The organism is Streptococcus infantis, assembly GCF_047464155.1.
In the GTDB taxonomy this organism is placed as follows: Bacteria; Bacillota; Bacilli; order Lactobacillales; family Streptococcaceae; genus Streptococcus; species Streptococcus infantis_U.
The window spans coordinates 96,538-111,208 of sequence record NZ_JASHCL010000001.1 but is presented as its reverse complement, the minus strand read 5'-3'; the positions used below and the strand labels follow the sequence as shown (position 1 = coordinate 111,208).

The following is a 14,671-nucleotide window of genomic DNA, read 5'->3' as shown; positions in this document are numbered from 1 at the left end:
CTTCTTTTTAAAACTGAAAACAGACCTTAACTAACCATCAATGGCAAAATTCTCCAGACACTCAAATGCCTGCCCCTGATAGTCAAAAGAAAAGATATGAATATCATCAAAAGTTTGATCGCAGAAAGTAACGGTTTGTCTTTCTGGCTCGATGATGGGTTTACCCAATTTTTCAGTAGCTTCTTCATCTGTCAAATACCCATAAAATTCTTGTAAACGAGGCAATATAAATGTAAGAATACGAGACCTATTTTTATGGTAATTGGCTGCAAGCAACTGAGCTTCCATCTCAAAGTTTCCACTTGGTCTTTCTTCCCAAGCTACAAGAACATCATCTACTTCATGAACGTAGGCTTGCAAGGACTGATCGAATATCATGGCTATTTCCCTTCTATTCTATTTACAATAACAGAAAATAAAAATCACATAGATTGAGCTAAATGATTACCTAAAAGTATCTGGCATAATTCTTTTCACACTCTCATCTTTGTCCACTAGAAAGCAATCTGGAAAGGTCATCTGTTCCCATTTTTTATAATCAAAATTTGAATCAAAATGATTGATTAAGATTCCTAGCAAATTTCCATGAGAACTCAGTAAAATGGTTTTATCTGAATACCTTTCTTCCAAGTCCGCAAATAAATCTAAAATTCTATTTAATGCTTCTCGATTGGACTCGCCTCCAATGAGAGATTTATCTGGATTTTGCCATAAATATTGAATTGTTTTTTCAAACTCAGTATCTTCAATAAACCTTGAGGATAATTTTCTTTCACGTAAACGATTATCAAGTACTATCTTATCAAATTGAACAGGAGAACTATTTACTGTCTCAAAAGCTCGCTTATAAGGGCTTGAAATAAAGTAATCTATTTTACAAGCATTTAAAAACTCCAACTGTTCAAGAGAAGAAAATCCTATTTCCGACAATGTTCTATTAAAATCATCACTCGAGAATCTTGAATGAGCATGTCTAAGTACAATATAAGTGTTCTTCATAAAATGTCACCTCTCAATTATTGGCATCAGTTCAAAATAACTTTCTAAATCACAGTTACTCTGTTAAAAATTCTTCAATTCGAGAAACAAGTTCATTATTTTGATAATGATAGAGGTCATGTGGTGCATCCACATAGATGACTTGAACATTAGACTGGCCACTAGCAAATGTCTCTGCATAATGCTGCCATTCTGATTGGCTAAAGGTCGTGCCTTCACCGTTAGAAACCAGGAGTAAGGCTGGAATTTTCGGATTAATGCTAGAGGGAACTTTCTTAGCATTTTCCTTTACCATACGAGATTCATGAAGCATAGCTTGTGACATCAACTGCTTATAAGCTAGGAGTTTATATTGTTGTCGTTCACTTCCGGTCAGAGTTGGATTTTTTATATAAAAGGACTCAGGAAAATAACGTAATAAGCCAATCTTGCTAGTCCAATAAGCCACAGTAAGCAAGGCCTGATTATCCTTTAAATCCTCATAACTTGCTGGTAATGCCCAATCCAGACCAATCAAGGCTTTCACTTCATCAGGATACTTTTCCTGCCAAGCCAGACTTTCAAGACTAGCCATTGAATGAGACAGAATGATAAAAGGTCCTGATATATTTGCTTGTGATAGAGCTTGACGTGTCTCAGACAAAACTTCCGTCACATCTCTGGATTGATTATTATCCTCGCTATAACCATAGCCAGCTCTCTCGACTACAACAATCTTATATTTTTTTGATAGAGAATCTGTTAGATTCTTAAAGTCTAATATAGGTGAAGCAATTCCAGCACCTGATAGAACTACTATTGTCTCTGGACCATCCCCTTCAACGTAAACATTCATTTGGTGCCCATTGACAAGAACTTGCTGTCCCACAGGTGTTAGTGAGGCTTGTTCCTTTTCCAAGCTGATACGATGAAAGATGAATGTTGCCCCTAAAAACAAAAGAATGAAACTAAGAAAGCCAAGACTCCATTTTTTCAGTTTTTTCATAGCATTATTGTACAAAAATTAGACTCTTTTAGCAACTTTAGATAGCTTCTTTCCCATCATATTTTCTATAATTTCAAACACAAAAAACCCACCCAATGGGCAGGTTTCTGTTTTATATGGTTAAGCTAGATTAAGCTTTACCTTCTGAACCGAATACATCGATACGTTCTTCAACTGATGCTTGGATAGCTTTTACACCGTCAGCCAAGAATTTACGTGGGTCGAAGAGTTTTTTCTTGTCGTATTCTGCTTCGTTTGCTTCGTAGTCACGAGCAAATTTACGAGTTGCGTTAGCGAATGCGATTTGGCATTCAGTGTTAACGTTAACTTTAGCAACACCAAGTTTGATAGCTGCTTGGATTTGGTCATCAGGAATACCTGATCCACCGTGCAATACGATTGGGAATCCTGGTACAGCTTCAGTCAATTTTTGCAAGTGGTCAAGGTGAAGACCTTTCCAGTTTGCAGGGTAAGGACCGTGGATGTTACCGATACCAGCTGCCAAGAAGTCGATACCAGTTGCAACCATTGCTTTAGCGTCTTCGATTGGAGCCAATTCGCCATCACCGATGATTCCGTCTTCTTCACCACCGATAGTTCCAACTTCAGCTTCTACTGATACACCATTTGCATGAGCAAATTCTACAACTTTACGAGCTTTTTCAAGGTTTTCTTCAACTGGAAGGTGTGAACCGTCAAACATTACTGAAGTATAACCAACTTGAATACACTCAAGTGCATCTTCGTAGTGACCGTGGTCAAGGTGGATAGCTACTGGTACAGTGATACCCATTGATTCTACAAGGTTAGCGATCAAGTTGCGAGCAACTTTATAACCACCCATGTATTTAGCAGCACCCATTGAAGTTTGGATCAAAACTGGAGCTTTTTTAGCTTCTGCTGCGCGCAAGATAGCTTGAGTCCACTCAAGGTTGTTTGTGTTAAATCCACCAACTGCATAACCATTGTCACGAGCTGCTTGGACAAATTTTTCTGCTGAAACGATTGCCATTTTATCAGGCCTCCTGTATATTTTTATGGGATATCCCATTTACATTGTTCATTTTATCACTTTTTAGCAAAAAAAGCTAGTTTTTCCTGTAGTTTAGATTGAATTTCTTCTATCTAAAAATATGGAACTCTCCTCAAAGTCCTAATTTTACAGGTCTTTAGGTAGGTTCATATAAAAGACTAAGTGATCTTCATATCTTTCAAAGCGATAGTCAATTTCTTCATTTTCTAATAAACTTTTGACTACGAATAGTCCCAAACCAGCTCCCTTACTTTGGCGACTAGAAGTCGTAAAGGATTGTTCAAACTTATCTTGCTCTTCTGTTGTACAGGTGTTTTCAATGAAAAACCAGTCATCTTCTGACCCAATTTTTAGATAGCCTCCTTGAACAGAATGTTTCACCGCATTACTAATAAGATTTGAAAGAATCAGCTTGAGTACCGAAGGATTTAGATAAACTTTCTGGTTAGTGACTTGATTATCTACTGTGATTTCTCTCTCTTTGGCTAACAAGTCATAGTCCTTCAATAGAAGATCTGTCATATCAAGAAGGTTGATTTCCTCCTTTTTGTCTCGTAATTCCTGCACGGAGGAAAGGGATAAAATCTGCTGGACATGGTGACTCAAATCATCCACAATACCCAAAGAAACTCCTAGATAATGGTCACGATCTTTATAGCGTCCAATATTGGCTTTCATATTCTCCAAAAGAATCTTTAGACTAGCTAGAGGTGTTTTCAGTTCGTGGGAAGCACCTCGTAAAAACTCAACCTTCATCTTTTCCAGCTGGAGAATGGCCTCGTTTTTCTCATGCAAATCTGCAATCACAGTCAAGAGATGCTGATAAAGGCTGTTGATTTGTTCTTTAAGATCGCCAATTTCATCCTTAGAATCCACGTGCAACCTCACTTCTGCATCCAAATCCATCATACGTCGAGTCACTCGTTTGATTTCCAAAATAGGAGCAACAATGGTTCTAGCATAGATAAAGGCGATGAGGAGCGAAATGATGAAGGAAGCTAATAGCGTATAAGGCAAAAATTGCAGACTGATGTCTTCTGCTTCTTTCTGCAAATCCATAGAAGCTAAAAACTGTAAGGTCATCGTCTGACCATCCTTGGTTTGAACTTCTCTTTCCTCAATAACCAAGGAAGCCGTCTGTCGTTCTTTATCAATGGGAAGATTATCATTGACTTCCAACTTATCCTGAGTCATCTCTCCCTTAACAGCTCCCTTAATATCACTGCTTTGAGAATAAAGTTCAAGGACTTCCTGAATATCTTGACTGTCCTTTCCTTGGAGAGACTGGGCAATTTCTGTAGCCTTTTGCCCGATGCTTTCCTGACGGTGACTGAGATAGGTCAGGGGAAAGAGGAAATAGATGGCTAAATGCAAACAAATGACCAAGGTAGAAAATACCGAGAAGGTATAGATAAAAATTTTTTTAAATAAACCTGAACGTCTCATTTTCTCTCCAATTTATAACCAACATTGCGCACGGTAAGAATACAGTCTAAATCCAATTTTTTCCGTAATTCCTTGATATAGACATCGATCACTCTGTCAAAAGGAACCTCATCTGTCATCTTCCATACAGCATCGATAATCTGCGACCGTGTTAAGGCTCGACCTTCATTTTTAACCAGATAGTCTAAAATTTCTAGTTCTTTTGCATTCACTGTAACTTCTTGACCTGCTACTTTAGCGCTATAACTGTCAAAGTCTACCTGGGTGTCCCTATAGGTAAAAATACGACCAGTATCATAATAACGCTTAAAGATGGCATCCACTCGTACCTTTAATAAAGATAGGGAAAAAGGCTTTTCCAAATATCCATCTGCTAATGCAGCAAAGGCACTCATCTTATATTCTTCGTCCTGAAAGGCTGTCAACATCAAGACCGGAACTTGACTGCTTTTACGGATTTCTGACAAAACCTCTAAACCATTGAGTTTCGGCATTTGAATATCTAAGAGAACCAAGGCAACTTGGTGATTGGAAAATTGTTTTAAAGCCTCAAGGCCATCTGCTGCCTGAATGGTTTCATAGCCACAATCCGTCAAATAATCACTAATTCCCTCACGGATCATGTCTTCATCTTCTACAATTAGAATTTTCATATAAATCCTTTTCTATCAAAAATGCTACCTATATTATATCTCATTTGAATGAGAATAGGTAGCATGTTTTTTATTCACTATCTATCAAAAGTTCTTTTGGTTGTTTAAAGAGGAGATTACTTGAAGCAAGTGCCATAACTAGTACTACTAGAACCAAGCCAAGTACAAAGATGATAGCAAAGTCAGAAGGTTGAATGGAAATATCCAAACTTGAAAGAGTCTTGCTAAAGCCATCAACTTCTGCACCACCACCAAGATTAGAGGCCTGGGCTGCCTTACTAGCTTGCTTAGCCACATCTGATGTGACATTTGCAAGAACTGTATTTCCAATGGCACGAGCAGTATAGTTAGCCAAGAAGTAAGCTGAAATTAGTGCTGGAATTGCAATCATAACTGCTTCTGTGATAAATTGTCCTAGAATACTTGCTTGTTTTAGACCAATTGAAAGGAGAATTCCAACCTCTTTACGACGAGCGTTAATCCATAGTGTCAGTAAGAGAGCCAGTAGAAGAACAGAGAAGCTCAAGCTACCCCAGAAGAGAAGATTAGCCATCTTGTACATGCCTGAGATAGATTGTTCGAGGGCAGGATAGTTAGATGAACTCTTAATCAAGCTATACATCTTCCAGTTGATGCCGTTGATAGACCCTAATTCTTGCATGACAGTATCTAGGTTCTTATCTCCAGCCACAAAGAAGGTAGCATCTCCATAAATAGCTGTATCTTCTGTATAACCATAGAGTTGGGCTGCTGTGTGAATATCTGTGATAGCTGTATTCTCATAGAGTTCTTGTGAATAGGTTACAGCAGATTTGTTGTGTCCATCAAAAAGTCCTTTGATTGTTACTTCTACTGTTTCCTTGGCTCCTTTTTCATTATCTGCATCGTAGATATTGGAGTTCAGTTTGACCTTGTCCCCTACCTTCCAGCCATGTTTAGCAGCCAAGTCTTTGTGCATGAGAATCTGGTATTTGTCATCGTTTGTTAAATGTTCTCCTTCGACTAGTTTGTAAGAGCCTGACACAAACTTGTCTTCTTTAGAAGAGTCATTGACACCTGTTATCATCAAGCTACTTCCAAAACGTTGAGCTCGATCTCCAGTTAGATTTTTCTTGGTTTCAGGCGTTTCAATCAGTTCATAGCCTGTCAAATCACCGATAGCATTAATCCGTTTGATGTAGGATTCAATAGCTTTATTCTCGGTAATCTTTTTGATATCTTCACCCTTGATATTCCCTGCACCACGTGGAGTTCCTTGATTGACCCTACGGTTGATTTGCATGGAGAAACTATTGGTGATATTTTTAAAGGTTTCTTGAGAAGCCTTGGCTGTCGCTCCCTTGATAGACAAGCCGACCAAACTCAAACTGGCCATCAAGAGAATGATAAGAAAGATCACAATAGACTTGAAAAATTTTCTTGTGACATAGGCAAATGCGTTGTGTAACATAAGATTCCTTTCTAGATTTACTTCAGTTTTTAATATGTTTAAAAGTTTTAGTTACTGTTTGTTCTTATTTCAGTCAGTTTCTTATTCTTCAATTCCAGTGTAATATCTGATGCTTGTGCTACTTCCTTACTGTGGGTCACAACGATCACACACTTGCCTGTTTTCTCAGCAAGAGATTTGAGCAAATCGATAATATCTCCAGCAGTCTTAGGATCTAGGTTTCCTGTTGGTTCATCTGCTAAAATCACTGGTGCTTCCGATACAAGGCTACGAGCAATGGCAACCCGTTGTTGCTGTCCACCTGATAATTGGAGAACATTCCGCTTGATTTGACTTTCATCTAAACCAAGTTCAAGAAGGGTATCCTTGCTAGCTTTTTTATTAACCAAGCGGATATTTTCCAATGGAGAAAGATAATCAATCAAGTTATAGTTTTGGAAAACTAGCGAGATATGGTGCATGCGATGATAAGAATAACCTTGTTCACGAATATCCTTGCCTTCGAATAGGATAGCACCTTCGACTGGGCTATCTAGTCCTGCTAATAGAGATAAGAGTGTTGACTTCCCAGCTCCTGATTCTCCGATAATACTATAAAACTTGCCAGGTTCAAAATCGTAATTGATTTTATATAATACTGCTTCTGCAGTGTTCTTGTAACGATAAGTAAGATCTTGTAATTGTAGTAAAGTCATAATTTCTCCTTTATTAACTGATGGATGATAAAATTTCTTTCGGTGATTTTCTAAATAAAAATAGGAAACAAAGTGCAACTGACAAGCAGCTGATTATAAGTAGGAAAATATAAGATTCTCCAAATGATAGAAGACTTGTTGAAAAATTCGTTGCTTTTGCTAGCGTATCTTGTAGGGCAGCTTGGTCACCGCTTGCTAGTACAGTCTTCAAGAGATAGGAAGTAATGGCATTTCCAGCTACAAATGCCGGCAAAATAGATACCAATGAAACTATGATGACTTCTAGGCAGAATTGGCTAAAGATTGCTCCTTTTCCCTTACCTAGTGCCAATAAAATACCAACCTCGTAGACTCTCTCTCGTAACCAAAGTGACAAGACCAAGATCAGCGCTCCTACACCAGCAATCATAATGCCATAGAGGAAAATCTGTAGGAAGGTTTGGAAGGTCGAAACTGAATCCTTTATTTGTTCAAAAGCCTTATTTTCCTTTTCAACTTGATAACCTTTCGTTTCCAGATATAACTTTTCAACCTCTTGAATGATACTATCCATATCTTTTGGATTTTCTAGATAGAAACGAGCGGCGCTAACTTGAGCTTCCTTATTTCCAAGAAGAGTTTGGCTACTTTCGTAGTCTGTATAGACCGTGTTTTCACTAAAGTCTGATGAGAGACCGGTAAATTTCTCTTGTTTTTGACCTGAGAAAATACCTACGATTTCATAGTCTAGCCTTTGTCCACTATTTCCTTCAACTTGAGCAGGATTTAAGCTAATCTTATCTCCTACTTTTAGATTGTTTTTATTTGCTAAATCTTCGTGGATTAAGATTTTTTTACTATCCCCTATTTCGATATGTCTACCTTCTTTAAGGGTAAAGGCAGAACTTGTAAAAGAAACGTCCTTGGAAGAATCTTTCAAAGCAATTAAACTGATGAGATTTTTTTCAGCCTCTGTCAAATCATCTCTTTGGATACTTTGTTCTCCAGTAACCACTTCTTTGTCAGTCAACTTAGCTATTGTCTCAAGCTCTGGGGAAATCTCCTCAAGACCTTTTATCTTTTTAAGCTCGTCTAGTTGAGACAGTTGAAAGGTCTGATCTGCTTCTATTCTTTTAATCGAAAAAGACGTATTCAATGAGCGATAGAGATTATTTTCTACTGTTTTGTTAGACTTCATGAGCGTCAGACAAGCCGATATTCCAGCCAATAAGACAAATAAAATCAGGAATAATATGAGACTTCTCAGTCGTTTTCTGCTGACATAAGCCCAAGCTCTTTGAGTGGGATTCATATAGCACCTCCATATTTGTAAATCCATTATAATATTCAAATATGAAATGTTTATGAAATAAGAAAAATTTTTGAAATAAAATAAGCCAGTATTTCTACTGACTTTATATTTATAAATCCCCCAGATTAAAAAAGAGAAAATGCAGAAACTAAACCAGACAGGATGTTAGCTAGTGCATGTATGATCCAACTTGTTAAAATGGACCCTCCAGATTTTTTCTCATTGACAAAGCCTAAATAAGCAGCGATTACTCCTGTAAACAAGGTAATAAAAAGAGTAATTTCTATAGATACGAGTGAGACAAATAATATTCCATGAAGCAAACCAAAAGCGATAGCCTGTATCGTATTTGCAAAGAAAAATGGCATATGATTAACTAATCGTTTTAATAAAAACCCTCTGAATAAAAGTTCCTCAGGCAAAGAAGTCTGTAAAAAACTATAAATTAGTATACTTGGCAAAGCTTTAAGACCCATATCGGAAAATGCCGAAGTAGCCGTTTCTATACTACGTGTTAGAGGAAAGATAAACATAGAAAAAATTGTAAACAGGAGAAATCCACCAATTATCCATGCGATAAGATAAGAATCTTCAACCCTTTTAATAGCTTTTAAACCAATCCATTCCATAAATGGGACTTTCCCCCTCGCAGTCAGAAACCACCAGATATAAGGTAGTAAAATAATAAAGAGAATTTGAATAAATGCGCTCATTATTCGTTGAAGTTCATTAACCATCGTAATCCTCCTTTACATTTTTGAAATGCCTATTTTAAATCAGGGAATACAAGTCTTTAACCATGAAATCTTTCCCAATAATAACCATTATAAAATAGGATAGATTAAACTTTTCTACACTACTCTCTCTATTTTTTTAATACTGATTTCTTTTCCTTCTTTTCTATCTATATTGTAACACTTTTTAAAAGAAAACAAAAAACATACAAAAAAACTATCCTGTATGTTTTTCAAGATACATCTTTCAAAAAAATAAAAAGCTAGCCAAAGCTAGCTCATCTACTATGCGGAGAGAGGGACTTGAACCCTCACGACCTAAAGCGGTCACAGGATCCTTAGTCCTGCGCGTCTGCCAATTCCGCCATCCCCGCGTCGATTACTTTACTAGTATATCAACTTTGAAAAAAATTGTCAAGACTTTTTTCAGATTTTTTCATCTTGAAATGTATTATTCTGTAATTTCAAGCAAATTTTCATCAACCAATTTCGCACCAAGTGTATTCTTAAAATGTCCAAGTGCAAAGGCATGATTCTCAGGCCAAATGGATGCTACTGCTGGTTTCACAACTTCTATCTGATAACCAAGATTATAAGCATCAATGGCTGTATGCAAGACACAAATATCTGTAAGAACTCCCGTCAAAATGACAGTATCCACTTTACGCTCTCTGAGACGGATATCCAAATCTGTCCCAGAAAATGCTGAATAGTGACGCTTGTCCATCCAGAAAACACGACTATCATCAGCATGTTCCTGATAGAAGTCGGCTAACTTGCCATACAAATTTCGTCCACTAGTCCCAATAATGTTATGTGGCGGGAAGAGTTTACTTTCAGGATGAAAAAAATCATTTTCTTCATGGGCATCGATTGTAAAAAAGATATAATCTCCACGTTCAAAAGCCTTTTTAGTCACCCCATATATATCATCAGATATTGCTTGAGCTGGAGCACCCGCAGTCAGTTTCCCATGATCCGCTACAAAATCTTCTGTATAGTCAATAGAAATTAAAGCCTTAGCCATTAATAGTCCCTCTTTTTCACTTCTTCAAAAATATCTGGGATTAGAACTTTGAGATAAGTTCCTTTCATACCAAGAGAACGACTTTCAATAATCCCTGCTGATTCGAGTTTACGCAGAGCATTGACAATCACCGAACGTGTAATACCGATACGATCTGCAATGATAGAAGCTGTCAATTGACCTTCATTACCATTTAGTTCTCCTAAAATAGCTGATACTGCTCGCAATTCAGAATAAGAAAGGGTATTAACTGCCATGGTTACTGCTGTACGACGACGAATATTTTTCTCATCTTCCTCGCGTTGGAAGTTCAAGAGTTGAATTCCTACTACTGTACTGGCAATCTCAACAAGAATCAAATCATCTTCTTCAAACTTTTTATCATTACGCCAAATAATCAAAGAACCCAAGCGAATACCAGAGACATGGATTGGAGCAATTGTTGTCAAACCATCTGGAAAATCTGAACGACTTTCAGTCGGAAAAATAGTCAAATCATGTTCAACTGGAAGGTTATACTCCGTATCATAAATCATGTTTGCTGCTTGAATATATTCATCAGGGAAAATTTTTGATTGGAAAAATTGCTCTACACGGTCATTATTGGTCTTGTAGCGCATAAAGTATCCCAAGAGGCGTCCTTTACTATTCAAAATGCAGGCGTTGCAATCAATGATATCTGCCAATTGACGCGTGATTGCGTTATAGGGAAGATCATCTTGTAATTTCTCCTCAGAACGCTTTAGGATTGATGTAATTTTTCTTGTTTTTTCTAATAAGTGTACCATTTTTTACCTCGCATATAATCGCTTTCATTATATCACAAAATTCTGACTACTTCAACAATTATCTGAAAATTGTTTATTGAATTGCAATTCAAGTGTATTCGAAATTTTTACCTATTTTTTATTATTTTCTTATTGACAGCTTCCTACATTTTTGATAAGATAATATTACAAGATAACAAATTTATAAATACAAACTTCTCGTATTACTTTTCATATGACTCTCGGTCTCCTTATATATAAAAGCGATCCACCTCAGTGAACCGCTTTTTTTATTATTTATCTCCTTTGTTACGAATAACAAAGCCTGTTTTCTTCTCACTTGAAGTATTGCGTGGTTTTTTATGATCCTTACGGTAACGCTTCTCTTTATCAAATCGATCCTTTGAACGTCCACCTTTTCGATAGTCATCACGACGTCCATTGCCACGGCGATTACGGTCTCGACGGTCATCCACACGACGGCCTCCTCGACTACCCTTGCCTTTTCCGCCCAATCCACCACTAGATGGTTTAAATGGTAATGGTTTTTCACGCGCAATTTCAACTTCTGGAAGACTATCTGGATCCTGAACCGTCAAGCTAAGGATGTACATGGCCAATTCTTCTGGGCTGAATTCTGCAGCCAATTTACGAGCGTCTTTTGCGAATTTGTCAAAGTTTCCACGAATAGCTTCATCAGCAAAGTCACGTTCAATCTTCTTAAGTGCAACCTGCTTCTTAGCTTGGAAGGCTTCTTCTGCTGTCGCTGGTTTCAAGCCCTTCATGCGTTTCTTGGTCAAGTTTTCGATGATTTGTAGGTAGCCCATCTCATTTGGTGCTACGAAAGTAATCGATTGACCTGACTTCCCAGCACGACCTGTACGACCAATACGGTGAACATAGCTCTCTGGATCTTGTGGAATATCATAGTTGTAGACATGAGTCACACCAGAAATATCCAAACCACGAGCCGCTACGTCTGTTGCTACGAGGACATCAAGGTTCCCATTTTTGAAATCACGGAGGACACGAAGACGTTTGTTTTGGTCAAGGTCTCCATGAATGCCTTCTGCACGGAAGCCACGGATCTTCAGACCGCGAGTCAACTCATCCACACGGCGTTTGGTACGTCCAAATACAATTGCCAGTTCTGGTTGCTCTACGTCCATGAGACGAGTCATGGTGTCGAATTTTTCTTGTTCTTTAACTCGGATATAGTATTGGTCAACCAATTCAGTTGTTAATTCCTTAGCAGCAATCTTCACATGCTCAGGGTCTTTCATAAACTGAACCCCGATGCGTTTGATAGCTTCAGGCATAGTTGCTGAAAAGAGCAATGTTTGACGATTTTCTGGGACACGAGAGATGATGGCTTCAATATCCTCAAGGAAGCCCATGTTAAGCATCTCATCTGCTTCGTCAAGGATAAGAGTTTCAATGTCCTGTAGTTTCAAGGCCTTGCGTTTGATCAAGTCAAGAAGACGACCAGGTGTTCCAACTACGATATGAGCTCCTGATTTAAGTGCCTTGATTTGTTTTTCGATACTTGAACCACCATAAACAGAACGGACTTTTACACCCTTGCTTCGACCAAAGCGGAAGAGTTCTTCCTGACTTTGTACAGCTAGTTCACGGGTTGGTGCAATGACCAAAGCTTGAATGGTTCCTTCTTCTGTACGAATTTTTTCAAGGGTTGGCAAGCCAAAGGCTGCAGTTTTCCCTGTACCGGTTTGAGCTTGACCGATAACATCTTTTCCTTCAAGAGCCAAAGGAATGGTTTGCTCTTGGATCGGACTTGCTTCTACAAATCCTGCTTTTTCAATTTCTGCTAATAAATCAGCAGATAAGTTAAATTCATTAAATTTCACGTTATTCTTCTTTCTAAAGATGGTGCGAAGCCATCCTATAGCGCTTAGTTTATACTTTTCTTGTCATGACGTACTTTCATACCTTTTATGAAAGACCGTGTTGCTTCTATTCCACTAAAGAAAAGTACTGCTTTTTTGCAACTTATCTAGTATAACACAAGACCGGGGCAAAAGATAGTCTAACCACCTGATTAAATCATGTAAACGATTTTTCTATCTTATGAGCTCAATTCCCAAAAGCATTCTCGAGACTATTTTGTTTGGATATTTTTTCCCGTAGCAGATTTGTGCAAAAGTTTTTTTCTTGTGCTAGAATGAAAATCAAACAGGAGGATTTAAAAATGTTAACATACGATTTAATTGTCATTGGATTTGGTAAGGCAGGTAAGACGCTTGCTGCCAAACTAGCTTCAGCTGGTAAAAAAGTTGCCCTTATCGAGCGCAACAAAGCAATGTACGGTGGAACTTGTATCAATATTGGTTGTATCCCAACTAAAACCTTGTTAGTCGCTGCAGAAAAGGACTTGTCGTTTGACGAGGTTATGGCTACAAAAAATACAGTTACTACACGTCTCAATGGTAAAAACTATGCGACTATTGCTGGTACAGGCGTTGATATCATTGATGCTGAAGCTCACTTTGTTTCTAATAAAGTCATCGAAATTCAAGCTGGTGATGAAAAACAAGAACTAACAGCTGAAACTATCGTCATCAACACTGGTGCTGTTTCAAATGTATTACCAATCCCAGGTCTTGCTACAAGTAAAAACGTCTTTGACTCAACAGGCATCCAAAACTTGGACAAATTGCCAGAAAAACTTGGAATTCTTGGTGGTGGAAATATCGGTCTTGAATTTGCTGGTCTCTACAACAAACTTGGAAGCAAGGTAACCGTCTTAGACGCTTTGGATACTTTCTTGCCTCGTGCTGAACCTTCTATCGCTGCTCTTGCTAAACAGTACATGGAAGAAGACGGAATCGAATTGCTTCAAAACATCCATACTAGTGAAATCAAAAATGATGGCGACCAAGTCCTTGTCGTAACTGAAAAAGAAACCTATCGTTTCGATGCCCTTCTCTACGCAACAGGACGTAAACCAAATGTAGAACCACTTCAACTTGAAAATACGGATATTGAACTAACTGAACGTGGTGCTATAAAGGTGGACAAACATTGTCAAACAAACGTTCCTGGTGTCTTTGCAGTTGGAGATGTCAATGGTGGACTTCAATTCACTTACATTTCACTAGATGACTTCCGTGTTGTTTACAGCTATCTTGCTGGTGATGGTAGCTACACACTTGAAGATCGTCTCAATGTTCCAAACACCATGTTCATCACACCTGCACTTTCACAAGTTGGTTTGACTGAAAGCCAAGCTGCTGATTTGAAACTTCCATACGCTGTTAAGGAAATCCCTGTTGCTGCTATGCCTCGTGGTCACGTAAACGGAGACCTTCGTGGAGCCTTCAAAGCAGTTGTCAACACTGAAACCAAAGAAATTCTCGGGGCAACTATCTTCTCTGAAGGTTCTCAAGAAATCATCAATATCATTACTGTTGCTATGGACAACAAGATCCCTTACACTTACTTCACAAAACAAATCTTCACTCACCCAACATTGGCTGAAAACTTGAATGACTTGTTTGCGATTTAACCTAAGATACACTTATGAAGAAACAACCTCCCTAGGGTTGTTTTTTCTTATCCAAAATCTCAATT

The 14,671-nt window shown here is 38.0% G+C and carries 14 protein-coding genes and 1 tRNA gene; 1 reads left to right on the top strand and 14 read right to left on the bottom strand.

The window, feature by feature from the left end; all coding sequences use genetic code 11:
* Positions 1 to 30: 30 nt before the first annotated feature.
* The 14 genes from QM810_RS00515 to QM810_RS00450 all read right to left on the bottom strand — a co-directional run bounded on the left by QM810_RS00515 (position 31) and on the right by QM810_RS00450 (position 12,948).
* The gene (locus QM810_RS00515; protein WP_414253457.1) at positions 31 to 378 is read right to left on the bottom strand and encodes a hypothetical protein; all 348 of its coding nucleotides are present in this window, start codon (positions 376 to 378) and stop codon (positions 31 to 33) included.
* Positions 379 to 444: 66 nt separating this feature from the next.
* Positions 445 to 999 carry a histidine phosphatase family protein gene (locus QM810_RS00510; RefSeq protein WP_414253456.1) on the bottom strand — a complete coding sequence of 185 codons (555 nt, stop codon included), beginning with the start codon at positions 997 to 999 and terminating at the stop codon, positions 445 to 447.
* 55 nt (positions 1,000 to 1,054) lie between these two features.
* Positions 1,055 to 1,984: an alpha/beta fold hydrolase gene (locus QM810_RS00505; RefSeq protein WP_414253455.1), complete on the bottom strand. Its 930-nt coding sequence runs from the start codon at positions 1,982 to 1,984 to the stop codon at positions 1,055 to 1,057.
* A 130-nt stretch (positions 1,985 to 2,114) separates the two neighbouring features.
* Complete coding sequence (locus QM810_RS00500) at positions 2,115 to 2,996, bottom strand: class II fructose-bisphosphate aldolase (RefSeq protein ID WP_001019005.1); 882 nt, start codon at positions 2,994 to 2,996, stop codon at positions 2,115 to 2,117.
* Positions 2,997 to 3,143: 147 nt separating this feature from the next.
* Positions 3,144 to 4,463, bottom strand: a complete 1,320-nt coding sequence (gene vncS, locus QM810_RS00495; RefSeq protein WP_414253454.1) for a sensor histidine kinase VncS — start codon at positions 4,461 to 4,463, stop codon at positions 3,144 to 3,146.
* A complete protein-coding gene (gene vncR, locus QM810_RS00490) occupies positions 4,460 to 5,116 on the bottom strand; it encodes a response regulator transcription factor VncR (RefSeq protein ID WP_414253453.1) in 657 nt (218 codons plus the stop codon). Before vncR ends, vncS begins: the two co-directional genes overlap by 4 nt.
* Positions 5,117 to 5,186: 70 nt before the next feature.
* On the bottom strand, positions 5,187 to 6,566 hold the full coding sequence (vex3, locus tag QM810_RS00485; RefSeq protein ID WP_070677914.1) for an ABC transporter permease subunit Vex3: 1,380 nt from the start codon (positions 6,564 to 6,566) through the stop codon (positions 5,187 to 5,189).
* A gap of 47 nt (positions 6,567 to 6,613) precedes the next feature.
* Positions 6,614 to 7,261 carry an ABC transporter ATP-binding subunit Vex2 gene (gene vex2, locus QM810_RS00480; protein ID WP_070677916.1) on the bottom strand — a complete coding sequence of 216 codons (648 nt, stop codon included), beginning with the start codon at positions 7,259 to 7,261 and terminating at the stop codon, positions 6,614 to 6,616.
* 13 nt (positions 7,262 to 7,274) lie between these two features.
* A complete protein-coding gene (locus QM810_RS00475) occupies positions 7,275 to 8,552 on the bottom strand; it encodes an ABC transporter permease (RefSeq protein ID WP_414253452.1) in 1,278 nt (425 codons plus the stop codon).
* Positions 8,553 to 8,677: 125 nt separating this feature from the next.
* Positions 8,678 to 9,289, bottom strand: a complete 612-nt coding sequence (locus QM810_RS00470; protein ID WP_414253451.1) for a CPBP family intramembrane glutamic endopeptidase — start codon at positions 9,287 to 9,289, stop codon at positions 8,678 to 8,680.
* 285 nt (positions 9,290 to 9,574) lie between these two features.
* A tRNA-Leu gene (locus QM810_RS00465) sits at positions 9,575 to 9,660 on the bottom strand.
* Positions 9,661 to 9,737: 77 nt separating this feature from the next.
* The gene (locus QM810_RS00460) at positions 9,738 to 10,313 is read right to left on the bottom strand and encodes a cysteine hydrolase family protein (RefSeq protein WP_414253450.1); all 576 of its coding nucleotides are present in this window, start codon (positions 10,311 to 10,313) and stop codon (positions 9,738 to 9,740) included.
* Positions 10,313 to 11,101: a GTP-sensing pleiotropic transcriptional regulator CodY gene (gene codY, locus QM810_RS00455; RefSeq protein WP_178895208.1), complete on the bottom strand. Its 789-nt coding sequence runs from the start codon at positions 11,099 to 11,101 to the stop codon at positions 10,313 to 10,315. Before codY ends, QM810_RS00460 begins: the two co-directional genes overlap by 1 nt.
* A gap of 272 nt (positions 11,102 to 11,373) precedes the next feature.
* Positions 11,374 to 12,948, bottom strand: a complete 1,575-nt coding sequence (locus QM810_RS00450) for a DEAD/DEAH box helicase (RefSeq protein WP_414253449.1) — start codon at positions 12,946 to 12,948, stop codon at positions 11,374 to 11,376.
* 341 nt (positions 12,949 to 13,289) lie between these two features.
* On the opposite strand from QM810_RS00450, the gene QM810_RS00445 reads away from it, so the two are divergent.
* On the top strand, positions 13,290 to 14,606 hold the full coding sequence (locus QM810_RS00445; protein ID WP_414253448.1) for an FAD-containing oxidoreductase: 1,317 nt from the start codon (positions 13,290 to 13,292) through the stop codon (positions 14,604 to 14,606).
* The last annotated feature ends 65 nt before the right edge of the window (positions 14,607 to 14,671 follow it).

Bases quoted from the DNA above. Each gene is read 5' to 3' on its own strand.
- QM810_RS00470 (WP_414253451.1), bottom strand. From the start codon at position 9,289: ATGGTTAATGAACTTCAACGAATAATGAGCGCATTTATTCAAATTCTC.
- QM810_RS00515 (WP_414253457.1), bottom strand. From the start codon at position 378: ATGATATTCGATCAGTCCTTGCAAGCCTACGTTCATGAAGTAGATGAT.
- QM810_RS00510 (WP_414253456.1), bottom strand. From the start codon at position 999: ATGAAGAACACTTATATTGTACTTAGACATGCTCATTCAAGATTCTCG.
- QM810_RS00460 (WP_414253450.1), bottom strand. From the start codon at position 10,313: ATGGCTAAGGCTTTAATTTCTATTGACTATACAGAAGATTTTGTAGCG.
- QM810_RS00445 (WP_414253448.1), top strand. From the start codon at position 13,290: ATGTTAACATACGATTTAATTGTCATTGGATTTGGTAAGGCAGGTAAG.
- vncS (WP_414253454.1), bottom strand. From the start codon at position 4,463: ATGAGACGTTCAGGTTTATTTAAAAAAATTTTTATCTATACCTTCTCG.
- QM810_RS00500 (WP_001019005.1), bottom strand. From the start codon at position 2,996: ATGGCAATCGTTTCAGCAGAAAAATTTGTCCAAGCAGCTCGTGACAAT.
- vex2 (WP_070677916.1), bottom strand. From the start codon at position 7,261: ATGACTTTACTACAATTACAAGATCTTACTTATCGTTACAAGAACACT.
- vncR (WP_414253453.1), bottom strand. From the start codon at position 5,116: ATGAAAATTCTAATTGTAGAAGATGAAGACATGATCCGTGAGGGAATT.
- codY (WP_178895208.1), bottom strand. From the start codon at position 11,101: ATGGTACACTTATTAGAAAAAACAAGAAAAATTACATCAATCCTAAAG.
- QM810_RS00475 (WP_414253452.1), bottom strand. From the start codon at position 8,552: ATGAATCCCACTCAAAGAGCTTGGGCTTATGTCAGCAGAAAACGACTG.
- vex3 (WP_070677914.1), bottom strand. From the start codon at position 6,566: ATGTTACACAACGCATTTGCCTATGTCACAAGAAAATTTTTCAAGTCT.
- QM810_RS00505 (WP_414253455.1), bottom strand. From the start codon at position 1,984: ATGAAAAAACTGAAAAAATGGAGTCTTGGCTTTCTTAGTTTCATTCTT.